At 73.4% G+C, this 22,411-nt stretch carries 17 protein-coding genes, 2 tRNA genes and 1 other RNA gene; 13 read left to right on the plus strand and 7 right to left on the minus strand.

Features of this window, described 5'->3' with window-relative positions:
• Positions 1-134: 134 nt before the first annotated feature.
• The 5 genes from ACF3NS_RS05425 to pntB all read left to right on the plus strand — a co-directional run bounded on the left by ACF3NS_RS05425 (position 135) and on the right by pntB (position 6,197).
• Positions 135-1,253: an energy-coupling factor ABC transporter permease gene (locus tag ACF3NS_RS05425; protein WP_392468330.1), complete on the plus strand. Its 1,119-nt coding sequence runs from the start codon at positions 135-137 to the stop codon at positions 1,251-1,253.
• Positions 1,246-2,079, plus strand: a complete 834-nt coding sequence (gene cbiQ, locus ACF3NS_RS05430; protein ID WP_392468333.1) for a cobalt ECF transporter T component CbiQ — start codon at positions 1,246-1,248, stop codon at positions 2,077-2,079. Before ACF3NS_RS05425 ends, cbiQ begins: the two co-directional genes overlap by 8 nt.
• On the plus strand, positions 2,061-2,843 hold the full coding sequence (locus ACF3NS_RS05435) for an energy-coupling factor ABC transporter ATP-binding protein (RefSeq protein WP_154593880.1): 783 nt from the start codon (positions 2,061-2,063) through the stop codon (positions 2,841-2,843). Before cbiQ ends, ACF3NS_RS05435 begins: the two co-directional genes overlap by 19 nt.
• 321 nt (positions 2,844-3,164) lie before the next feature.
• The gene (locus ACF3NS_RS05440) at positions 3,165-4,793 is read left to right on the plus strand and encodes a Re/Si-specific NAD(P)(+) transhydrogenase subunit alpha (RefSeq protein ID WP_392468337.1); all 1,629 of its coding nucleotides are present in this window, start codon (positions 3,165-3,167) and stop codon (positions 4,791-4,793) included.
• A gap of 6 nt (positions 4,794-4,799) precedes the next feature.
• The gene (gene pntB, locus ACF3NS_RS05445; protein ID WP_392468340.1) at positions 4,800-6,197 is read left to right on the plus strand and encodes a Re/Si-specific NAD(P)(+) transhydrogenase subunit beta; all 1,398 of its coding nucleotides are present in this window, start codon (positions 4,800-4,802) and stop codon (positions 6,195-6,197) included.
• 726 nt (positions 6,198-6,923) lie between these two features.
• Here pntB and ACF3NS_RS05450 read toward each other — a convergent pair.
• From ACF3NS_RS05450 to upp, 4 genes are all read right to left on the minus strand, one after another.
• Positions 6,924-7,100 (minus strand): hypothetical protein, encoded by a 177-nt coding sequence (locus tag ACF3NS_RS05450; protein ID WP_392468343.1) that lies wholly within the window; start codon positions 7,098-7,100, stop codon positions 6,924-6,926.
• A 184-nt stretch (positions 7,101-7,284) separates the two neighbouring features.
• Entirely contained in the window at positions 7,285-8,280 is a 996-nt protein-coding gene (locus tag ACF3NS_RS05455; protein ID WP_392468346.1) for a PH domain-containing protein, read from the minus strand.
• Positions 8,281-8,295: 15 nt separating this feature from the next.
• A complete protein-coding gene (locus ACF3NS_RS05460; RefSeq protein ID WP_154593876.1) occupies positions 8,296-8,466 on the minus strand; it encodes a hypothetical protein in 171 nt (56 codons plus the stop codon).
• A 206-nt stretch (positions 8,467-8,672) separates the two neighbouring features.
• A complete protein-coding gene (gene upp, locus ACF3NS_RS05465) occupies positions 8,673-9,311 on the minus strand; it encodes a uracil phosphoribosyltransferase (protein ID WP_288798669.1) in 639 nt (212 codons plus the stop codon).
• A 97-nt stretch (positions 9,312-9,408) separates the two neighbouring features.
• Between upp and ACF3NS_RS05470 the strand changes: the two genes are divergently transcribed.
• Both ACF3NS_RS05470 and ACF3NS_RS05475 read left to right on the plus strand, forming a co-directional pair.
• A complete protein-coding gene (locus ACF3NS_RS05470) occupies positions 9,409-9,840 on the plus strand; it encodes a nucleoside deaminase (RefSeq protein ID WP_154593969.1) in 432 nt (143 codons plus the stop codon).
• A 10-nt stretch (positions 9,841-9,850) separates the two neighbouring features.
• Positions 9,851-9,940 (plus strand) — tRNA-Ser (locus ACF3NS_RS05475).
• A gap of 419 nt (positions 9,941-10,359) precedes the next feature.
• Here the strand turns inward: ACF3NS_RS05475 and ACF3NS_RS05480 are convergent.
• The gene (locus ACF3NS_RS05480) at positions 10,360-12,468 is read right to left on the minus strand and encodes a hypothetical protein (RefSeq protein WP_392468350.1); all 2,109 of its coding nucleotides are present in this window, start codon (positions 12,466-12,468) and stop codon (positions 10,360-10,362) included.
• Between the two features lie 66 nt (positions 12,469-12,534).
• On the opposite strand from ACF3NS_RS05480, the gene ACF3NS_RS05485 reads away from it, so the two are divergent.
• Both ACF3NS_RS05485 and ACF3NS_RS05490 read left to right on the plus strand, forming a co-directional pair.
• Positions 12,535-13,329, plus strand: a complete 795-nt coding sequence (locus tag ACF3NS_RS05485) for an enoyl-CoA hydratase/isomerase family protein (protein ID WP_392468353.1) — start codon at positions 12,535-12,537, stop codon at positions 13,327-13,329.
• Between the two features lie 143 nt (positions 13,330-13,472).
• Positions 13,473-15,320, plus strand: a complete 1,848-nt coding sequence (locus tag ACF3NS_RS05490; RefSeq protein WP_392468356.1) for a S8 family serine peptidase — start codon at positions 13,473-13,475, stop codon at positions 15,318-15,320.
• A gap of 88 nt (positions 15,321-15,408) precedes the next feature.
• Here ACF3NS_RS05490 and ACF3NS_RS05495 read toward each other — a convergent pair whose 3' ends face one another.
• Positions 15,409-15,744 (minus strand): type II toxin-antitoxin system VapB family antitoxin, encoded by a 336-nt coding sequence (locus ACF3NS_RS05495; RefSeq protein WP_392468358.1) that lies wholly within the window; start codon positions 15,742-15,744, stop codon positions 15,409-15,411.
• Between the two features lie 93 nt (positions 15,745-15,837).
• On the opposite strand from ACF3NS_RS05495, the gene ACF3NS_RS05500 reads away from it, so the two are divergent.
• From ACF3NS_RS05500 to ACF3NS_RS05510, 3 genes are all read left to right on the plus strand, one after another.
• Positions 15,838-17,403: a helicase HerA-like domain-containing protein gene (locus tag ACF3NS_RS05500; RefSeq protein WP_288798678.1), complete on the plus strand. Its 1,566-nt coding sequence runs from the start codon at positions 15,838-15,840 to the stop codon at positions 17,401-17,403.
• A gap of 411 nt (positions 17,404-17,814) precedes the next feature.
• Positions 17,815-19,350: a M4 family metallopeptidase gene (locus tag ACF3NS_RS05505; RefSeq protein WP_392468362.1), complete on the plus strand. Its 1,536-nt coding sequence runs from the start codon at positions 17,815-17,817 to the stop codon at positions 19,348-19,350.
• Positions 19,351-19,425: 75 nt separating this feature from the next.
• A tRNA-Ser gene (locus ACF3NS_RS05510) sits at positions 19,426-19,513 on the plus strand.
• 69 nt (positions 19,514-19,582) lie between these two features.
• Here ACF3NS_RS05510 and ACF3NS_RS05515 read toward each other — a convergent pair.
• Entirely contained in the window at positions 19,583-22,153 is a 2,571-nt protein-coding gene (locus ACF3NS_RS05515) for a bifunctional FO biosynthesis protein CofGH (RefSeq protein ID WP_392468365.1), read from the minus strand.
• Positions 22,154-22,272: 119 nt separating this feature from the next.
• Here ACF3NS_RS05515 and ffs point away from each other — a divergent pair.
• An RNA gene (ffs, locus tag ACF3NS_RS05520) (signal recognition particle sRNA small type) lies at positions 22,273-22,369 on the plus strand.
• Positions 22,370-22,411: the final 42 nt, after the last annotated feature.

A 22,411-nucleotide genomic window follows, 5' to 3' on the forward strand; every position in this document is an offset into this window, starting at 1 on the left:
GCCGGTCAGGGCCAGGTGCGCCGGCGGAGGAGGGTGTGTGCCGCCGCCCCCTCGCTACGGCGGCACACCGGTTGCCACCCCATCACGGCGAGGGCCGTATTGCAATGCCTTCGCAACAGGGAAATGATGGCGTCATGCACATCCCAGACGGGTTCCTCGACGCTCCCACGTCCATCGGCACCGGCCTGCTGGCGGTGGGCGCCACCGCCCTGTCACTGCGCCAGGCGCGTCGCGAGCTCGGCGAGACCGGCCCCGTGCTCGCGGGGCTGGTGGCCTGCTTCATCTTCGCCGTGCAGATGGTCAACTTCCCCGTGGGGGCGGGCACGAGCGGCCACCTGCTCGGGGGAGCGCTCGCCGCGGTGCTCGTGGGTCCCTGGACCGGGGTGCTCGTCATGACGACGGTCCTGATGGTCCAGGCGCTCGTCTTCGCCGACGGCGGGCTGACCGCCCTCGGCGCCAACGTCACCGTCATGGGCGTGGTCGGCGTCGTCGTCGGATCGCTGGTCGTGCGCGGCGTCCTCGCCGTGCTGCCGCGTCGCCCCGCCTCGGTCGTGCCGGCCGCGGCGCTGGGGGGCCTGCTGTCCGTCCCGGCGGCGGCCCTCGCCTTCGTCGTGCTGTATGCCGTCGGCGGCACCGCCCCCATCCCGCTCGGCACCCTCACGACCGCGATGCTCGGCTGGCACCTGGTCATCGGCGTCGGCGAGGCCGTGATCACGGCGGCCGTCGTGTCCGCCGTCGTCGCCTCGCGCCCCGACCTCGTGCACGTCGCCCGCCACCTCGTGCCGGACCTCCAGCTGGTGGACCAGGACGGGCACCGCACGACCGTGCGGGCCGACGCACCCGTGGGTCGCGGCCGGGCCCGGGTCACCCCGGGCTTCGCCGGCGGGCTCCTCGCCACGTCCCTGCTGGTCGGCGGCGGGCTCAGCCTCCTCGCGAGCAGCCACCCCGACGGCCTGGAGTACGTCGGTGAGCGCCTCGGCTTCGGCGCGTCCGCGACGGACTCGGCCGCGGCCTCGTCGCCGCTCGCGGACTACTCCCTCTCGTTGCTGGGTCACGGCGCCGTCGCCGCGATCGCCGCCGGCGTCATCGGCGTCCTGCTCACCCTGGCGGTGGGCGTGCTCCTCTCGTCCCTGGCGGCCAGGGCCACCAGGGGCTCCCGGTCGTCGCGCGCCGTGGACCCCCACGCCTCCGGGGAGGCGGGCGACCACCGGCGCAGCCCGGCGGAGGTCGGGGCGACCCGTCGCGATGGCTGACGCGCCAAGGCTGCTCACGGAGCGCCCGCTCCTGGGGCACGAGCACAGCCACCAACACGGTGGCGGCGCCCCCGAGGAGGGGCTCGTCATACCCCGCGACAGCGTCGTCCACCACCTGCCGCCGCAGGTCAAGCTGGTCTGCCTGCTGGCGTTCATGGTCGCCGTGGTCGCGGTGCCGACCGGCGCCTGGGTCCTGCTGGGGCTGGACGCGCTGCTGCTCGTCGCCGTCGTGGCGGCCTCCCGGCTGCCGTGGTCGCACGTGCTGCGGCGGCTCGCGGTCGAGGCGCCGTTCGTGGTCTTCGCCCTGGTGACGCCCTTCGTGGCGACGGGCCCCCGCGTCGAGGTGCTCGGCCTGTCCGTGTCGCAGCCGGGCCTGGTGGCGGCCGGCACCATGCTCGCCAAGGCCACCCTGGGCGTCCTCGCGGCCGTGGTCCTCGCCTCGAGCACGGCCCCCCGCGAGCTCGTCGCCGGGCTCGAGCGGCTGCGCCTGCCGGCAGCGTTCGTGGCCATCCTGACGTTCATGGTGCGCTACCTCGGCGTCATCACGGCCGACCTGCACCGCATGCGGGTGGCCCGCGAGTCTCGCGGCTTCACCGGAGGGCGGGCCGGGCACCTCGCCGCCGTCGCCGGCGGGGCGGGGGCGTTGTTCGTGCGGTCCTACGAGCGCGGCGAGCGGGTCCACCAGGCGATGCTGGCGCGGGGCTACACCGGGCGGCTCCCGGCGGCGGCGTCGTCGCGCCCCGCGTCCGCGGCCGAGTGGCTGACCGGCGCGGCCCTGCCCCTCGCCGCCGCCGTACTCTTGGCCGGATGGCACCTGCTCCCGTGACCCGACCACCCGCGCTCGACGTGCAGCGACTGGCCTTCGCCTACCCGGACGGGCGGCAGGTGCTCTACGGCGTGGACCTGCAGGTCGAGGCGGCCGAGCGGGTAGCCGTCCTCGGCCCCAACGGCGCCGGCAAGACCACCCTGCTCCTGCACCTCAACGGCATCCTCGGCTCCGTCAGCGGAGGCACCGGCGCCGGCAGCGTCGCCGTGGGGGGCATCCCGCTGCGGCGCGACACCCTCGGCGACGTGCGACGACGGGTCGGCATCGTCTTTCAGGACCCCGACGACCAGCTCTTCATGCCCACGGTCGGCGACGACGTGGCCTTCGGCCCGCACAACCTCGGCCTGCGCGGCCCCGCCCTCGACGAGCGCGTCCGCCGGTCCCTGGACCTGGTCGGGATGGGGGACGTCATCGACCGCCCGCCCCACCACCTGTCCTTCGGCCAGCGCCGCCGCGTGGCCGTGGCCACCGTGCTCGCCATGGAGCCCGACGTCCTCGTCCTCGACGAGCCGTCCTCCAACCTCGACCCCGCGAGCCGTCGGGAGCTCGCCGACATCCTGACCTCGCTCGACGTCGCGATCCTGATGGTCACCCACGACCTGCCCTACGCCCTGCAGCTGTGCCCGCGCGCCGTGCTGCTCGACGAGGGCCGCATCGTGGCCGACGGGCGCACCCGTGACCTGCTGGCCGACGACGGGCTGATGCGGGCGCACCGCCTCGAGCTGCCCTACGGCTTCGACCCCCTGTCGGTGCCCGGCGCCTGAGCCTCCGGCATACGGGCCTCGGGCATACGGGCCTCCGGCATACGGGCCGTCGCCAGGACGCAGGAGGAGGCCTCCCGCCATCGCTCGTGACACCCCCGAAGGGCCACGAGCCCCCTGATCGCAGGCGGGAGCGACGCTACCAACCCCGGTGGGGCTCGACCCAGACGTGTGCCGCCACACGGCACAGCCCGGCACTCAGGGTGGTGAACGGTCGCACACCGCGACCGGGTGGCGCAGCTCCGGCACGGCGACGGGGGGCGGTGGCAACCGGCGCGCAGCATGGCCATACAGTGAAGCCACCCACGGCGGAAGGCTCCACCCATGCAGATCGGTGTCCCCCTCGAGACGCTCCCCGGCGAGACCCGCGTCGCCGCCACCCCCACCAGCGTCGCTCAGCTCGTCCGGCTCGGATACGAGATCGTCGTCGAGTCCGGGGCCGGCGCGGCCGCCAGCCTGCCGGACGCTGCGTATGCCGACGCCGGCGCCACCGTCGTCGACCGCGAGACGGCCTGGGCCGCCGACATGATCTACAAGGTCAACCCGCCCGGCGAGGACGAGCTCCCGCTCCTGCGGGAGGGCGCGACCCTCGTCAGCCTCGTGCAGCCCGCCCTGCGACCCGAGCTGGTCGAGCGACTCGCGGCGCACCGACTGACGGTCCTCGCGACCGACGCCGTGCCCCGCATCTCGCGGGCGCAGTCGCTGGACGTGCTGAGCTCGATGGCCAACATCGCGGGCTACCGCGCGGTGGTGGAGGCGGCGCACGAGTTCGGGCGCTTCTTCACCGGCCAGGTCACGGCCGCCGGCAAGGTCCCGCCCGCGACCGTGCTCGTCGCCGGCGCCGGGGTGGCCGGGTTGGCCGCCATCGGCACCGCGGGCGCCCTCGGCGCCGTGGTCAAGGCCACCGACGCCCGCCCCGAGGTCGCCGAGCAGGTCGAGTCGATGGGCGCTCAGTTCCTCGCCGTCGACGTCGAGCAGGAGGTGTCGACCGACGGCTACGCGCACGGCACGTCCGCGGCCTACGACCAGGCCGCCGCGCGGATGTACGCCGAGAACGTCCCCCAGGCCGACATCGTCATCACCACCGCCCTGATCCCGGGCCGACCCGCACCCCGGCTCATCACCGCGGCGATGGTCGCCGCGATGCGTCCCGGCTCCGTCATCGTCGACATGGCAGCGGCCACCGGCGGCAACGTCGAGGGCAGCGTCCCCGACCAGCGCGTCGTCACCGACAACGGCGTCGTCATCCTCGGCTACACCGACCTGCCCGCCCGCCTGCCCGGCCAGGCCTCACAGCTCTACGCGACCAACCTCGTCAACCTCACCACGCTCATCACCCCCGGCAAGGACGGCCAGGTCGTCCTCGACCTGGAGGACGTCGTGCAACGCGGCATGACGGTGGTGCTGCAGGGCGAGACGCTCTGGCCCCCACCACCGATCCAGGTGTCGGCGGCGCCCCCACCGGACGCCGCGGTCACCAGCGGGTCCGCCTTGGGCGGGGGTGCGGCGGGCGCGGGCGCGACGGCTGCGGGCGGGGGTGCGAGGACCGCGCGCCCCGGCCCTGGGGTGACCGGCGCCGAGCCGGCGACCCCGCACGGCGGCGGGCGGCCGGCATACGGCCGGGGTCTGCTGCTCTCGCTCGGGGTGGTCGCGTTCCTGCTGCTGGCCGCGTCCTCGCCGTCCGCGTTCCTCGGCCACTTCATGGTGTTCATGCTGGCGTGCGTGGTCGGCTACTACGTGATCGGCAACGTCCACCACGCCCTGCACACTCCGCTGATGTCGGTCACCAACGCCATCAGCGGCATCATCATCGTCGGCGCGCTCGCCCAGCTCGGGCGCGGGCACCTCGCCGTCGACGTCCTCGCGTTCGCCGCCGTCCTGGTCGCCAGCATCAACATCTTCGGCGGCTTCACGGTGACCCAGCGCATGCTCGCGATGTTCCGGAAGGGCTGACCGCCGATGACCGCCGCCCTGTCCTACGCCGCCCAGATCGTCGCCGGCCTGCTGTTCATCCTGGCCCTCGCCGGGCTGTCCAAGCACGAGTCCGCCCGCCGGGGCAACGCCTTCGGCATCGTCGGGATGGCCCTGGCGCTGCTGGCCACGATCGCCCTGGTCGTCACCCTCAACGGCCTCGACGCCCTGCTCCTGCTGCTCGTGGCCATGATCGTCGGCGGCGCCATCGGCGTGCACCGCGCCCAGCGCGTCGAGATGACCGGCATGCCCGAGCTGATCGCGCTGCTCCACAGCTTCGTCGGGCTGGCGGCGGTGCTCGTGGGCCTCAACTCGTGGATCGAGGTGACCTCGAGCGGAGTCGGGCACCTCGACGTGCTCGAACGCATCCACAACGGCGAGGTCTTCCTCGGCATCTTCATCGGCGCGGTGACGCTGACCGGCTCGATCGTGGCCTTCCTTAAGCTGTCGGGCAGGACGAGGTCGGCGCCGCTGATGCTCTCTCACCACAACGTCGTCAACCTCGCGGCGCTGGTGGTGTCGCTCGGGCTGATGGTGTGGTTCGTGCCGACGGGCAGCGGGATCCCCCTGGTGCTGATGACTGTGATCGCGCTCGCGCTCGGCTGGCACCTCGTCGCCTCGATCGGCGGCGGCGACATGCCCGTGGTCGTGTCGATGCTCAACAGCTACAGCGGATGGGCCGCCGCCGCAGCGGGATTCATGCTGAGCAATGACCTGCTGATCATCACCGGCGCGCTGGTCGGCTCGTCCGGCGCCTACCTGTCGTACATCATGTGCAAGGCCATGAATCGGTCCTTCCTGTCCGTCATCGCCGGCGGCTTCGGCTCGGACGGCGCGGTGGCGGGGGAGGCGCGCGACTACGGCGAGCACCGCGAGACCTCAGCCGAGGAGGTGGCCGCGCTGCTGACGGAGGCCCGCTCGGTGGTCATCACCCCGGGCTACGGTATGGCGGTCGCGCAGGCGCAGCACGGCGTCGCCGACCTGGCCGCGCGGCTGCGCGAGCGCGGGGTGCAGGTGCGCTTCGGCATCCACCCGGTCGCCGGACGCCTCCCCGGGCACATGAACGTCCTGCTCGCCGAGGCCAAGGTCCCCTACGACATCGTCCTCGAGATGGACGAGATCAACGACGACCTGGCGTCCACCGATGTCGTGCTCGTGATCGGTGCCAACGACACGGTCAACCCCGCCGCCCTCGACGACCCGTCCAGCCCCATCGCCGGGATGCCGGTGCTCGAGGTGTGGCACGCGCACGACGTGATCGTGTTCAAGCGATCGATGTCGACGGGCTATGCCGGCGTCCAGAACCCCCTGTTCTTCGAGGACAACACCCGCATGCTGTTCGGCGACGCCAGGGAGCGCGTCGACGACATCCGGGGCGCCCTCTGACCTCACGCCCAGCGAGATCGGTGCAGCCTCCTGGTCAGGGACCCGCATCCTGCTGCCATGCCCCCGAGATGCGACGTCCCCGCCGAGATCCTCGCGCGCGCTGCGGACCGTTCCGGTGTCGTCTCCCGACGTGAGCTCCTGGCGGCGGGCCTGACCCCACGGTCGTGGCACGCATGACGCGAGCCTGGCGACGTCTCCTCCCGGGGGTCTACTGCCTGGACCTCAGGCCCGAGGCGCCGGAGGACAGCATCTCGTTCGCCCAGCGGGCCCAGGCCGGCGTGGTGCTCGCCGGTGGTGGCGCGGTGGTCGGGGGCATGGCGGCGGCCTGTCTGCTGGGGTTGGTGGACGACCCACCCGCCGTCATCGACATCGTCCTGCCTCGACGGCGTCGGCCGGCTCCACAGCCCGGCTATCGGTTCGTGCGGGTGCGACCCGGGGTGTACGCGACCCCACTCCCGCGTGACCTGCCCACGCTGAGGATCGAGGACGTGGTGCTCGACCTCGCGGCCACAGCCCCCCGGGACAGAGCGATCGGTCTCGTGGCCACGGCCTGCCAACGGCGCCTGACGCATCCTTGCCGCCTCGCCGATCGTCTCGCCGCGCGGACCCGGCACCCTCGACGCGCGCTCCTGCAGGGGCTCCTGGCGGACGTGGCGTCCTGGGTCGACAAGCTACCTCGAGGTCGGATATCTGCGACGGGTGGAGCGAGCCCACCGTCTGCCCGCGTCAGTTCGTCAGGTCGTCGTGCCTGCGACCGGGCACCGCAGCGACGGCGCCTATCCGGACTCGCGAGTGCTGCTCGAGCTCGACGGCACGGCCTTCCACCCAGGGGCCCAGCGCCTGAGGGATGCCGAGCTGGACGCCGCCCACCTCGTCGAGGGGGTGGACGACGATCCGGATCACCTGTCCGATGGTGTTCGACCAGGCGTGCGCGACCGCTCGACGCGTGATGGCCGTGCATCGTGCTCGCGGCGGCCAGGGTGCGCTTGGGCGGTGCCCCGAGTGTCCCCCTGCGGGACCGGTGCAGGTTGCTGGTCAGATCTGACACCGGACCTGCACCGATGAGGGCAGGACGAGGGGGTGTGGGTCAGGAGAGGGGGTCGCCGCCGCTGCGATAGATGCTGGTGCCGCTGTCGGGGCCGCGCTCCGGCTGGTTGTCGTAGCGCTCCGCGAAGCGCTCCCAGCTGCTGAGGAGCTCGCGCGCCTCGGCGTCCTGTGAGACGCGGGCGTCCACCACCGGCAGGTCGGCGGTGTCATGGCCGTCGCGCGGGCCACGGCCGGGCGCGCCGCGGCCGGCCCAGCCACGTCCATCCCGACCCCGCTCGTCGCGACCGCCGGCACCTCGCCCGGCGTCCCGCCCCGCCGCGCGGGCGCGCTCCGCGTCGCGGTCCTGCTGCCAGTCCTCGTCCCAGCGGTCGCGGTCGCGGCGGGTCGCAGGTGCCACGCGCTGCATCCGCATCGGCCCGGGCTCGACCTGCACGACGTCGCGATAGAGGTCGTCCTCGTCGCGTTCGTCGGGCCAGGCGTGGGCCTCGTCGACGTCCTCGTCGACCGCGGTCACGCGCTCGCGGTCCTCGACGGCAAAGATCTCGGCGCACAGCGCGCGGTAGTTGTGGTCGGGGTTGGGCACGAAGCGGATCTCCGACAGCGCCTGCTGCTGGCCCGCCGACTCCATGACGAAGGTCCCCCAGCCGAAGATCCGACCCGCGATGGAGCGGTGGTAGCTCATGTCGGTGACCTTGCTGAGCGGCATCATCGCGACCTTCCGCACGATGAAGCCGTAGGTCAGCATCAGGCGCTTGTTGGTCGCCACCACCCACTGCTGGCGCCACTCGAAGACCATCCACACGGCCCGGGCGACGGCGGCGAACCACACCCACCACAGGACGTTGACGACGCCCCCGAGGCCAGCCGACACGTGGGTGTCGACCACGATCACGAGCACCAGGATCGCGACGGCGGTCAGGACGGGCTCGGCCACCACGACAGGGTGCTGGTGGATGGCCACGACCAGCTGCTCACCGTCGAGGACATATCGCCTGCGCACCGACGGCGGCAGGTGCGGCTCCTGCGAGGCGTCCATCGTGGGGCCCTCGGGTCACCTGTTGAGCAGCGCGTCGAAGAACCGGCCGAGGGCCTGGACCGCCTGCACCAGGATCTCCCAGACCGTGAGGACGATGTCGGCGGCGCGGTCGGGGGAGACGATGATCGCGTAGATGAGGAACGCGATCAGCAGCCACAGGAAGAACTTCTTGACCTTGGGGTTCACGGTGCGTGGCTCCTAGCTCGGGGGTGGCGCGGGGCACGGATCAGCGCTCAGTCAAGCAGCGGGCGTGCCTGCGGGGCATGGTGGCTCGCCGCGACGAGGGTTGAGGTTGGATAACGGGCGGCCACGGCGCGATCACGGCGCGATCGCGTCCACGGCCCGGGCGGCCGCGCCGCCGGCCTAGGCCGGGCCGGCGGCATACGGCCCGGTCAGACGACGCCGTAGAGCCGGTCGCCGGCGTCGCCGAGGCCGGGCACGATGTAGCCCTGGTCGTTGAGGTGGTCGTCGATGGCGCCGACCACGAGGGTGACCGGGATGCCGATGTCCTTGACCGCCTCGCGGACCGTCTCGATGCCCTCCGGCGCGGCGATCAGGCAGACGGCGGTGATGTCGTCGGCGCCCAGGTCGCGCAGGAACTGAAAGGCCATGACCAGCGTGTGACCGGTCGCGAGCATCGGGTCGATGACGTAGACCTGGCGGCCGTGCAGCGAGTCGGGCAGGCGGTTGGCGTAGGCGCTGACCTCGAGCGTCTCCTCGTCGCGCACCATGCCGAGGAAGCCGACCTCGGCGCTCGGCAGCAGCCGCACCATGCCCTCGAGCATGCCGAGGCCGGCGCGCAGGATGGGGACGATGACGGGCTTGGGGTTGGCGAGCTTGATGCCCGTGGTCGGGCCCACGGGGGTCTCGATGTCGAAGGCCTCGGTGCGGACCTCCCGCGTCGCTTCGTACGCCAGCAGCGTCACGAGCTCCTCGGCCAGCCGGCGGAAGGTCGGGCTGTCCGTGCGCTTGTCGCGCAGGTAGGTGAGCTTGTGGTTGATGAGCGGGTGGTCGGCCACGTGAACCTGCATGGGGGAAACTTATCCCGTGACCGATCCCAGCGTCCCACCGGCGTCCAGGCCCGAGCCCGCCGACGGCTTCCCCGTCGACCCGCGGTGGGCCGGGTGGATGGGCGAGGCGCTGGCGCTGGCGGTCGGCTGCGGGGAGGACGTGCCGGTCGGGGCCTGCCTGTATGACGAGAGCGGCGCCCTGGTCGGGCGGGGCCGCAACGAGCGCGAGCTGCGGCACGACCCCACCGCCCACGCCGAGGTGGAGGCGTTGCGCGACGCCGCCGAGACGCGGGGCTCGTGGCGGCTCGACGGCTGCACCCTCGTGGTGACCCTGGAGCCGTGCGTCATGTGCGCCGGCGCGATCGCGGCGAGCCGGGTCTCGCGGGTCGTGATGGGGGCCTGGGACGCCAAGGCGGGGGCCGTCGGGTCGGTGTGGGACATGCTGCGCGACCCGCGCGTCCTGCACCAGGTCGAGGTGGTGGGCGGCGTGCGGGAGCAGGAGTGTTCGCGCGTTCTGACCGATTTCTTCGCGCGGCGCCGCTCCGTGTAAAGTCTCCGGCGGTGGCGTGTCCGAGCGGCCGAAGGAGTACGCCTCGAAAGCGTATGAGGGTTAACGCCCTCCGTGGGTTCAAATCCCACCGCCACCGCCACAGATCCTCACCAGGACTCCACGAGGCCCCCGACCAGCTGGTCGGGGGCCTCGTCCTGCGCGGGCGGATGGGTGGGCCGCCGGTGGGTCGGGCGGCGCGTCACCCGGCCTTGGGGAAGGCCTCCGGGTCGACGTCCGCCGCAGCGGCTGCGCCATGGCGTGGGCCGTGCGCTCGTCGGCGGTCATGGGGGGCAGGTCGGAGACGGTGCGGTGGCCCAGCTTGACCATGGTCTCGTTGAGGCGCTCGAACGCCCCGTGCGGGCGAGTCGACTCTGACACGTGGGGACCTCCGTCTCGTTGCCAGGAATCCTGGCAGGGAGCCCAACAGTGACAGAGGCCACATCGCGGGGGCCAGACCCCTTCCGCCTGGCAGAAGTCCTGGCGCGGGCGGGAGGGTGCGCGGGGGCGCGGGGAGTCGGCTCAGGCGGTGGTCGGCGGGTGCTCGGGTGGGGGCTGGGGGGCGCAGGCGGTCATGAGCACCACCAGCGGGACGATCAAGATGGTGCCCGCCGGGGGGATCGAGGTGCCCGAGTCGTTGGTGAGGAAGCCGACGATCCAGCAGAGCACGATCGCGGTGAAGCCGATGCGCAGCAGGGGGATCTGGCGCTCGAGGAGGGTCAGTGGCCGCCCGAGCGAGGAGAGAGGACGGCGCGCGGCCCACGCGGCGAGGAGCAGCAGGACGGGCACCCCGAGGTTGAGCCACTGGGAGGTCAGCATGGCCCAGTTGTTGACCACGGTGCTGCGGACGACCGTGCTGAGGTCGCCGGTCTCGATCAAGGTGGCGAGGAAGTCGCCGATGTGGCTGCGCTCGTAGCGCGGCCGCAGCATGTCGAGGGTCGCCATGACGAGCGCGGTGACCGCGCTGAGCATCGCGATCAGGGTCACGCCGCGCCAGGTGGTGCGCCGTCCCGAGGCCTTGAGCGCGAGGTAGCCGAAGCCCCAGACCAGCGCCAGGGAGCCACCGGCCTCGTCCCCCAGGGCGTAGTGCCCGTCGACGGCGACCGTGACGATCCCGATCGCGGCAATCACCCTGGCCGCGCGACTGGGATCGCGGCGAGCAAGGCGGCCGGTGAGCAGCGAGGCGGCGAGCAGCGCGCCGCTCGCGGTGAGGGCGAAGCCCACGTTGCCGAGGCCGTGCAGCCGTCCGCCGTACACGGGCTGCAGGCCCATCATGGTCATGAGCTGCAGGTGGCCGCCGAGGACCAGGTCGACGGCGAGGACGACGGCGGTCGTGGCGGCCAGGAAGCCGGCCGGGCCGGCGCGGTGCCCGCGCCACGGCCCACACAGCGCCACGGTGGCGAGCACCGCCGTCCACGCCAGGACGCTGAGCGTGAGGCCGAGGGTCGGGCGTGCCCACTGCCACCAGGGGACCAGCCCGACGAGGAAGGTCGACACCGGCACGGCGGCCACGGCTGCGGAGGTGACGCGCAGGGCTCGACCGGCGGCGGAGCGCCGGATCGTCTGGCCCCGTCGACGGTCGCGCTGCAGCACGCAGAGGATGACGACGATCACGGCGAGCGAGACCAGGACATAGGTCGTGAAGAACGGGCGGACGAGGTGGTGCTGCACGTCCAGGGCGCGCGCGGTGGCGGCGAGCTGCTCCCGCACGTCCGCGCCGGAGCTCCCGGGGAGGACGACGGGGATGCGCCCCTCGTAGCTCGTGCTCGGCAGCGCCGAGACCCGCGAGGTCACGAGAGCCGTGAGGTCGGTTGTGCGCAGGAGGCCGGGCTGGCGCGAGGAGGCCGAGGTGAGCCGGCCCTCCGGGATGCCGGGGCCGCGCACCAGGACCGCGCGCAGCGACTCGGGCGCCTGGTCGTCGGCGTGCCCGGTGACGACGAGGGTCGCGTCGCGCGGGAGCCGGTCGACGACCTGCGCCAGCCCGTCGTCGTCGACGCCGTCGAAGGAGACGAAGGTGATGGGGCAACGCCGCAGGTCCGCCCGGCGGGGGTCGGACTGGTAGGCCGCCACGGTGCCGTCCTCGCGCACCGCCCCGATGGCCGCTCCCGCCCCGGCCGCGGCGATGCACTGGCCGTGCTCGTGCAGCTGCCTGCCGAGCAGGCCGAGCTCGGCGGGCACGGGCTGGGCCAGCATCTCGGCCCGCCAGCGGGCGTGGTCGGGGAACCGCGCGGGTCCGCCCAGCTCGGCGAGGCCACCCGTCGGCACCGGTCGGGGGATGGGCGGGCAGGGCACGACGGGTCCGCTCGCGGGGGCCTCGGGCGTGGCGTCGTCCAGCGAGACGCGGAAGCCGGACGACAGCGTGGCCCAGACCGAGCCGGAGCAGCTGTGCCCGGCGACGGCGTGGGTGGCGATGTTGCCGATGGCCGCCCCCTCGGCCAGGCGGTCGAGCGTGGGGGTGCGGCGCTCGTCGACGTCGGCCCAGCGCAGGGTGGGCAGGGACACGACTACCAGCGGGCCCGGCTGGGCCACGGGCTCGGTGCGGGGGCGGAGCAGGGGAGCCAGGACGGTGACGAGGACGATCACCAGGATCCCGAAGGCCGTCAGGCGGAGGAAGGACCTGCGTGACGGCATCGCTCCAGGATAGGTGACCCGCCGTGGGGGTGCGCCCGGGGCACGATCCTGTGGTGGGGTGGTGCCATGACGAGCGTCGAGGGTCTGAGCACGTATGTCGACGGCGGGGTCGCCCGCCTCGTCCTGGACCGTCCCGCCAAGCGCAACGCGATGAGTCTGGCCATGTGGCAGGGCCTTCCGCAGGTGCTGGGAGCGCTGGCCCGGGACCGGGCGGTGCGCGTCGTGGTGGTCGTCGGCGCCGGGGAGCACTTCTGCGCGGGGGCCGACATCGGTGACCTGCTGACGGGTCACGACCCGGCCGACCCGATGGCGCCGGTGCGCGAGGCGGACCTCGCGGCCCAGCGTGCCCTGCTCGACTTCCCCAAGCCGACGGTCGCCGCGGTGCGTGGCAGCTGTATCGGGGGTGGGCTGGAGATCGCCGCGTCGTGCGACCTGAGGGTGGCCGAGGAGGGTGCCAGGTTCGGCGTGACGCCCGCCCGGCTCGGCGTGGCCTACGCGCCCCTCGGCATACGGACCCTCCTGGACCTGGTCGGGCCGGCGACCACCCGGCGGCTGCTGCTGACCGCCGGCCTGGTCGACGCGGTCGAGGCCCACCGGCTCGGTCTGGTCGACGTGCTGACCGGGCCGGGCGGGCTGGACGACGCCGTCGCGGGGCTGACCGACGAGCTGTGCAGCCGCTCGCAGCTGACCATCGCGGCCGTCAAGGAGACGGTGCGGCTGCTGCTCGACGGGGAGGACCCCGAGCCGGCGGCGCGGGCGCGCTACCGCGAGGCGATCACCTCCGGGGAGCTGGCGGAGGGGGTGCTGGCGTTCAGCGAGCGGCGGGACCCGCAGTTCCCCTGGAGCGCCGCCGACGCGTGAGCGGTTGGCCTGGACGGGTGAGCGGGGTGTCGCCATCCGGGTGTCTTGCCCTGGACCATCTCGCATACGCAGAGTGAGGTGAACTAACGTTCAGTGATCTCGTGGGGCTGATCCAGGGCTCCCGATCCCCAGAAGGACACCCCATGCAGACCCGTGCTCGCGTCGGCGTCGCCCTCACCGCCCTCGCCGCCCTGCTCGCCGGGGTGGGCGCACCCTCCACGGCCCACGCCCTGACCGCTCCCGCCCCCGCCGCCTCCGCCGCCTCCGCCCAGACCGCCCTCCCCGCTCCGGTCTCTGCGTGGTCGACGCCCGCGTCTGACGGCTCCCGCCCGGGATGGTCGACCCGCAACGCCTCGGTGCTGCGCGCGCCCGCCGCGGTGGTGGCCCCCGCGCTGGCGTCCGGGGCCTCCCGCCTGCGGGTGGTGACCACGCGTGTCGTCGGCGGCCAGCCGGTCGTCAGCACCGCGACGGTCCCCGCGGCCCAGGCCGTGGCGACGGTCGACCGCGCCCAGGACGCGCCTGGCGCCGTGGCCGTCTCGGTCGACACCCGCGCCCAGGCGACGGGCTACAACGACCCCATCCGACCCCAGCAGTGGTCCCTCAGCCGGCTCGGGGGCGAGACCTTCCACGGACGGGTGAGCACGGCGGGCGTCACGGTCGCGGTCGTGGACACCGGCGTCGACGGGGGCCACCCCGACCTGCGCGGCGTCCTCGTGCCCGGCGCGCAGTTCCTCGAGCCCTCCGCCGGGGGGACCGGCGGCACCGGGGCCACCGACCCAAACGGCCACGGCACCCACGTCGCGGGGATCATCGCCGCGGTGGCCGACAACCGGGTCGGCGTCGCCGGCATGGCGCCGGGCACGCGGATCATGCCCGTGCGGGTGCTCGACGGCCACGGCGAGGGCTGGACCTCCGACATCGCGCGTGGCGTCATCCACGCGGCCAACCACGGCGCCACGGTCATCAACCTCTCCCTCGGCAGCGACCAGCCCGACGTGACCCTGGACAAGGCGGTGCAGTATGCCGTGGCCAAGGGCGTCGTCGTCGTCGCGGCCGGCGGCAACGAGCGGCTCGCCGGCAACCGGGCGTCCTACCCCGCCGCCTACGACAACGTGATCGGGGTCGCCGCCACCACGAGCAGCAGCCGGGCGGCCGCCTACTCCAACACCGGTCGCTACATCGACGTGGCCGCCCCCGGCGACGGGATCGTGTCGACCTACCCGACGCGTCTCATCCGGTCGGGCTACGCCCGGATGAGCGGCACCTCCATGGCGACGCCCCTCGTCGCCGCGACCGTCGCAGGGCTGCGGGCGGCCCGCCCCTCGCTCACGGTGGCGCAGGTCCAGTCGCTGCTGGCCAGCACGGCCACGGACCTCGGCGTCCGGGGCCGGGACGACACCTATGGGGCCGGGCTGGTGGACGCCAACCGGGCGCTGTGCACCCTCAGGGTCTGTCCCGCGGTGCTCACCTGGTCCGGGGTGAGCTCCTGGACCCCGACCGTCGGGACGCCGGCGACCGGCGTCGTCACCGCCCGCACCGCGACCGGCGGCGTGCTTGCCGGCGCGCCCGTCCGGGTCTGCTACGCCCCGGCCCACCTCGGCCGCACCACCTGCTCCGACCGGCGCAGCGACGCCGCGGGCCGGGTGGCGACGACCTTCACCGCCCGCAGCATCACGGGCGTCTCGGTGACCTACCTCGGCACCTCGGCAGCCACCGCGTCCACGACCCACGTCACCTACCAGACGCGGTCTGCGGTCACCACCCGGACCGGGCCCCGCTCCCTCGCCGTGTCGGTGGCACCGCGCCAGGCCACCGTCCTGCTGGATCGCTACGACGCCTACCGCAGGACCTGGACGCAGGTGCGGTCCGCCACCACGTCGGTGGCTGGGGCGGCGGCCTTCACCCGGCTCCCCGCCGGGACCTACCGCCTCCGGACGCCCCGCTCCAGCACGCTCGCGGCGATCGTGACCGGTGCCGTGTCCGTGCGCTGACCTCCCGGCCGCAACCGCGCCCGTATGCCGGGGCCCGGTGCCCGCCGGGGCTGCGGCATACGGCCTGGTGCTGGCGAGCCGCGGGGGCTCAGAGCTCGCGCAGGGGCTCGCCGACCGGGATCCCCGGCGCGTCGAGGTTGAGCACCCGGGCGTGCAGGTGGGGACGCTGCTGCAGGGCCGCGCGCAGCGCCCGGTGCAGGCCGTCCTCGAGGTAGAGGGTGCCCTGCCAGGCCACCACGTGCGCGAACAGGTCGCCGTAGAAGGTGGAGTCCTCGGCCAGCAGCTGATGCAGGTCGAGGGTCGCCCTCGTGGTCACCAGCTGGTCGAGGCGCACGAGGCTGGGGGCGATGCCCGCCCAGTCCCGCGTCGTCACCCTGCCGTGCGCCGGGTAGGGACGGTCCTCCCCGATGGCCTTGAAGATCACGCTGCGTAGCCTAGTCGGACCCTCCGACCGTCGGGGGATCGTTGCGTACCGTCCCGGCGCGCAACGTCCGGGCGACCGCCCCCGGCCACCGCTATGGTCGGTCGCGTGACCGACACGACCTCCCAGCTCGACCAGATCCGCAGCGGCTACGCCTTCGACGGGCCGGCTCTCGACCTCGGCGCCGCCGTCGTCGACGGCACCGCTCACCCCGACGTGCCGGTGCGGCTGCCGCTGGCGGTGATGAACCGCCACGGCCTCGTCGCGGGCGCCACCGGCACCGGCAAGACCAAGACGCTGCAGCTCATGGCCGAGCAGCTGTCCGCGAGCGGCGTCCCCGTCTTTCTCGCCGACATCAAGGGCGACCTGTCCGGCCTCGCGTCGCCCGGCACCAGCAACGAGCGGCTCGCGGCACGGGCCGCAGACGTGGGCCAGACCTGGGAGGCGAGCGGCTTCCCGACCCAGCTGCTCACCCTCGGGGGCCTCGGCAAGGGTGCCCCGATCCGCTCGACGATCACGAGCTTCGGCCCCACCCTGCTGTCGAAGGTGCTGGGGCTCAACGACACCCAGGAGTCCAGCCTCGGGCTGATCTTTCACTACGCCGACACCAAGGGTCTCCTGCTCGACGACCTCAAGGACCTCCGGGAGGTGATCACCCACCTCACGAGCGACGAGGGCAAGGCTGAGCTCAAGAGCATCGGCGGCCTGTCCAAGGCCACCGCGGGCGTCATCCTGCGCGAGCTCGTGACCTTCGACAACCAGGGCGCCGCCGCCTTCTTCGGGATGCCGGAGTTCGACACGGCCGACCTGCTGCAGGTCGGGTCCGACGGCCGCGGCGTCGTGTCCTGCCTCGAGCTCCCGGCCGTGCAGGACCGCCCCGCGCTGTTCTCGACCTTCCTCATGTGGCTGCTCGCCGACCTGTTCCACGACCTGCCCGAGGTCGGTGACGTCGACCGGCCCAAGCTGGTGTTCTTCTTCGACGAGGCGCACCTGCTCTTCGACGACGCGTCGGACGCCTTCCTCGACGCGATCGAGCAGACCGTGCGCCTCATCCGCTCCAAGGGCGTCGGCGTGTTCTTCGTGACGCAGTCCCCCAAGGACGTCCCCGCCGGCGTGCTGGGGCAGCTCGGCAACCGCGTGCAGCACGCGCTGCGGGCCTTCACCCCAGATGACGCCAAGGCGCTCAAGGCGGCGGTCTCGACCTACCCGCGCTCGGGCTACGACCTGCAGTCGCTGCTGACCCAGCTCGGCACCGGCGAGGCGGTCGTCACCGTCCTGTCCGAGAGCGGCGCGCCCACGCCTGTGGCCTGGACCCGGATGCGGGCCCCGCAGTCGCTGATGGCGCCGACCCCGGACGCCGAGCTGGACCGCCTGGTGGCGGCGTCGCCGCTGACGGCGCGCTACGCCACGGCCGAGGACCGCGAGTCGGCGTACGAGAAGCTGACGGCTGCCCAGCAGGCGGCGACCCCGGAGCGCGCCCCGCAGACGCCCGCCCCCGCCCCTGCCCCCGACAAGGGCGCGAAGCCGGAGAAGGACGAGCCCGGCCTGGTCGAGCAGGTCGTGCAGTCCTCGGCGTTCAAGTCGATGCTGCGCTCGGCCGGGACGCAGATCGGGCGCGAGATCACGCGCTCGCTGTTCGGGACGGCCCGCCGCCGCCGCTGACCTACCCCCGGTAGTCACATCCGCCGGGCTTGGTTCGCCAGGCGGATGTTCCTACCGGGGGCGGTCACATTCGCCTGGCTTGGTTTGCCAGGCGGATGTTCCTACCGGGGGCGGTCACATCCGCCTGGTTGGTTCGGGTCGGCCCCGGCCCATCCCGCCCGTCCCCGGTCGCCGACTGCGCCGTATGGCGGATCGGTCGCCGCAAACCGTGACGATCCGTGAGAGCGAGCGTTCGACATACCGCCGGGTAGGCCCCTGAACAGGGGATCTCTGCTGCACGTGGATCCATGGCGGTCAGGGTCTTCACAGAATCCGTCGCAGCACGTAGATTCCCGGCACCCGTTGCTCGACGGGTCGACGGCCCCCACCCCGCCCCCGCGGAGAACCGTCGACGAACCCCCTGGAGGATCCATGTCACGTGCGCGCACCGCCGCCGTCCTGACCACCCCCCTCGCCCTGGCGCTCGCCGCCGCCCTCGTGCCGGCCACCTCGTCGGCCGCCCCGGCAGACGCTGCCTCCGCCACCGCTCGCGCCCTCGGGCTGGGCGCCGGCGAGCAGCTGGTCCAGCGCACCGTGGGTCGCACCCCGGACGGCGCCACGCACATCCGCTACGACCGCCGCGTCGACGGCCTGCGCGTGGTCGGCGGCGACATCGTCGTCCACGCAGACGCCAAGGGCGCGGTGCAGCGCACCACCTGGGGCCGGGGTCGCGCCGTCGCGGTCGCGGACAAGCGCCCCGCGATCTCCGCGTCGGCCGCCGAGGCGACCGCCCGCGCCACCGTCACCGACCTGGTCGGGACCGCCGCCGTCAGCAGCGAGACCGTCGTCGACAACGCCGAGCACGGGCCCCGCCTCGCCCACGAGGTCGTCGTGCGCGGCACCCGCGCGGACCAGACCCCGACGGCCGTGCACGTCGTGGTCGACGCCAAGACCGGTGCGGTGCTGGACACCTGGGACACCGTGACGGCGGGTGCCGGCCACGGCGTCCACGTCGGCGACGTCACGGTCGGCACCAGCGGCGCGGCCCCGAGCTTCCGCATGGTCGATGCGCTCGGGCACCAGACGAGCGACCTCAACGGCGCCACCACGGGCACCGGCACGGTCTTCACCGACGCCGACGACGTCTGGGGCAACGGCACCATGGCGGACCGCGCCTCGGTGGCGGTCGACGCGCAGCTCGGCGCACAGAAGACCTACGACTACTACCTGACGACCTTCGGCCGCAAGGGGATCTGGGACACCGGCAAGGGGGCACCCTCGCGGGTCCACTACGGCAGCGCCTACGACAACGCCTTCTGGGACGGCACGCAGATGACGTATGGCGATGGCGCGGGCAACGCCAACCCGCTCACCTCGCTCGACGTGTCGGGGCACGAGATGACCCACGGGGTCACCGAGAACACCGCCGGCCTGGCCTACCGCGCCGAGTCCGGCGGCCTGAACGAGGCCACGTCGGACATCTTCGGCACCATGGTCGAGTGGTATGCCGCCAGCCCGGCCGACCCCGGCGACTACCTCATCGGCGAGAAGCTCGGCAGCACTCCCTTCCGCTACCTGGACAAGCCCAGCAGGGACGGCCGCAGCGCCGACTGCTGGTCCTCCAAGGTCGGCCGGCTCGACGTGCACTACTCCTCGGGGCCGCTCAACCACTGGTTCTACCTCGCCGCGGAGGGCTCGGGCGCCAAGACCGTCAACGGCGTGAGCTACAACAGCCCCACCTGCAACAGCAAGCCCGTGGCGGGCGCCGGTCGGGACGCCGCCGCCAAGGTGTGGTACTCCACCCTCACCAACGAGCTCACCTCCCGCTCCGGCTACGCCAACGCCCGTGAGGGCGCGATCCGCCAGGCCAAGGCCATCTATGGCAAGGGCTCGGCGCAGTGCTCGTCGATCGCAACGGCCTTCGACGGGATCGCGGTGCCGGCCGGGACGCAGACCTGCAGCAACTGAGCCGGTGAACGCCCGGCGACGAGGCGGTGACGCTCGATTGTGAGCGGGACCGCCCCATCCGGTACATTGCTCGGCGGAGGATTCGCATAGTGGCCTAGTGCGCACGATTGGAAATCGTGTTGGGATAAAACCCTCGGGGGTTCAAATCCCCCATCCTCCGCCAGTCGACAGGCCCCGCACCGTTCGTCGGTGCGGGGCCTCGTCGCGTGCTGGGAGGGCTCCCGGGCGCGCCTCAGGCCGTGGGCTCGAGCTCGGCGTAGGTGGTGGAGCGCTGCCGCAGCGGTCGCCCGATCCCATCGACGATCTCCCGCAGCTCGGCGACCGTCTTGGCCGACCCGTGCTCGGACCCTGCCATCCGGCTGATGGTCTCCTCCATCAGGGTGCCGCCGAGGTCATCGGCGCCGCCGCGGAGCATGAGCCGGGTCCCGTCGACGCCGAGCTTGACCCAGGAGGTCTGGACGTGGCGGATGCGACCGTGCAGCAGGAGGCGGGCGACGGCGTGCACGGCGCGGTTGTCCCGCACCGTCGGCCCGGGTCGCGCGACCCCCGCGAGGTAGACCGGCGCGTTGGTGTGCACGAACGGCAGCGGCACGAACTCCGTGAACCCACCGGTGCGGTCCTGGATCCCGGCGAGCGTGCGAAGGTGGCCGACCCAGTGCCGGGGGTGATCGACGTGGCCGTACATCATCGTCGACGAGCTGGGGATGCCGAGGGCGTGGGCGGTCTCGACGATCTCGATCCACTGAGCGCTGGGCAGCTTGCCCTTGGTGAGGACCCACCGCACGTCGTCGTCGAGGATCTCGGCGGCGGTGCCGGGGATCGAGTCCAGCCCGGCCTCGCGGACCTCCTCCAGCCAGGCCCCGGGTGAGACGCCGGCCTTGGCGGACGCCGTCGCGATCTCCATGGGGGAGAAGGCGTGCACGTGCAGCTGCGGCTGGACGTCCTTGACGGCCCGCACGATCCGCGCGTAGTCCCCGGGCCGCAGGTCGGGGCTGATGCCGCCCTGCAGGCACACCTCCGTGGCGCCCAGCGTGACGGCCTCCGTGGCGCGGGAGGCGATCTCGTCCAGGGACAGGGTGAAGGCGTCGGCGTCGGTCTTGCGCTGGGCGAACGCGCAGAACCGGCACCCGACGTAGCAGACGTTGGTGAAGTTGATGTTGCGGTTGACGACGTAGGTGACCTCGTCCCCGACGGTCTCCCGCCGCAGGTCGTCGGCCAGCCGGGTGACGGCCTCGAGGTCGTCACCGCCGCTGGTCAGCAGCGCCAGGTAGTCCTCGTCCGACAGCCCTGCGGGGTCCGCCTCGGCGCGCGCCAGCGCCTGCCTCGCGTCGGAGGGGGTGCGGACGTGCAGGCCGTATGCCGCGCCCGCGGCACCACCCTCCGCGGCAGCGGCGCTCGTCGTCGCCCGCTCGGCCACGGCCGCCCAGTCGCCGTACACCTCGTCGAAGTCTCCGCGACGGTCCTCGCTGCGGCCCGTCGTGTCGATGGACGCGTGCAGGTCGACCCGGCCGCGGCCCCGCGCCAGCCCGCTGGTGTCGAACCCGCCGTCCGGCTCCTGCCATGCCCGGCCCTCGGGTCGCGCGTCCTCGCGCGCCAGGCCCGTCCCGGCGTCGGCCAGCGCGGCGACGTGGTCGTGCAGGCGCGGGTCGATCCACGCCTCGTCCCGGGCCAGCGCCCCCTGCACGAAGCGGGGATGGGTGGTGAGGCGCTCGCGCAGCTCGAGCCCGGCGGCGGCGGTGGTGTCGCGCAGCAGCGCGATCTCGGGCCAGGGGCGCTCGGGGTTGACGTGGTCCGGCGTGACGGGGGAGACCCCGCCCCAGTCGTCCACGCCCGCGGCCAGCAGGCGGGCGCCGTCGTCGAGGTCGCTGAGGTTGGGCGGGGCCTGCACGCTCGTGCCCGGTCCGAGCAGGATGCGGGTGACGGCGATCGTGGCGAGGTACTCCTCGAGCCCCACGTCCTGCGCCCCGCGCATGGCGGTGTCGTCCTTGGCGCGGAAGTTCTGGACGATCACCTCCTGCACGTGGTGGTACTCCCGGGCGAGGCGGCGGATCGCGAGGATCGACGCGACGCGGTCGGCCGGCGTCTCGCCGATGCCCACGAGGATCCCGGTGGTGAAGGGCACCCCGATCCGTCCCGCGTCCTCCAGCACGCGCAGGCGCACGGCCGGGTCCTTGTCGGGCGAGCCGAAGTGCGGTCCGCCCGGCTCGGTCAGCGCCGTCGAGGTGGACTCCAGCATCATCCCCATCGACGGGGCGACCGGCTTGAGGCGCTGCAGGTCGGACCAGCTCATGACGCCGGGGTTGAGGTGGGGGAGCAGCCCGGTGTCCTCCAGCACCCGGATCGCAGCGGCCCGGACATAGGCCAGAGTGTCGTCATACCCCTTGCTGTCCAACCACTCTCGTGCGGCCGGCCAGCGGTCCTCGGGGCGGTCGCCGAGGGTGAAGAGCGCCTCCTTGCAGCCCTGCACCGCGCCCTGCCGGGCGATCTCGACCACCTCGTCGAGGGAGAGGAAGGGCGCCTGCACCCGGCCCGGCGTCGTCGCGAAGGTGCAGTAGTGGCACCGGTCCCGGCACAGCCTGCTCAGGGGCACGAAGACCTTGCGGGAGTACGTGACGACGCCGGGGCGCCCGGCCTGGACCATGGCCGCGTCGCGCACCCGGCTTGCCGCCACGCACAGCGACTCCAGGGCGGCGCCGCGAGCCCCGAGCAGCACCTCCGCCTCGGCCGGGTCCAGCGCCTTGCCGTCCCGCGCCCGCGCCAGCGCTCGTCGCATCGCGTTGCTGGACCTGCCGTCGTCCGTCATGCCCACCACGCTACGTCGGGGTGCCGACAGACCCATCCCGTGTCCGGGGGAGAGCAGCGCTCTCGAGCCGGGACTGGTCCGGGATTGGTTGAGCGGGCGGGGGCTGGACTAGCATGAGGGTCGGCCCCCCGCGTGGTGGTACCTCTCCCAACTCCCCCAGGGCAGGAATGCAGCAAGGGCAAGAGAGCTCTTCCAGGTGCGCGGGGGGTCTTCTGCTGCCCTCCCCTCCTGCCGTCTCCCCGCCTGCCGTCCCCCCGG

This window comes from Arsenicicoccus cauae, from assembly GCF_043162025.1.
GTDB lineage: Bacteria > Actinomycetota > Actinomycetes > Actinomycetales > Dermatophilaceae > Arsenicicoccus > Arsenicicoccus cauae.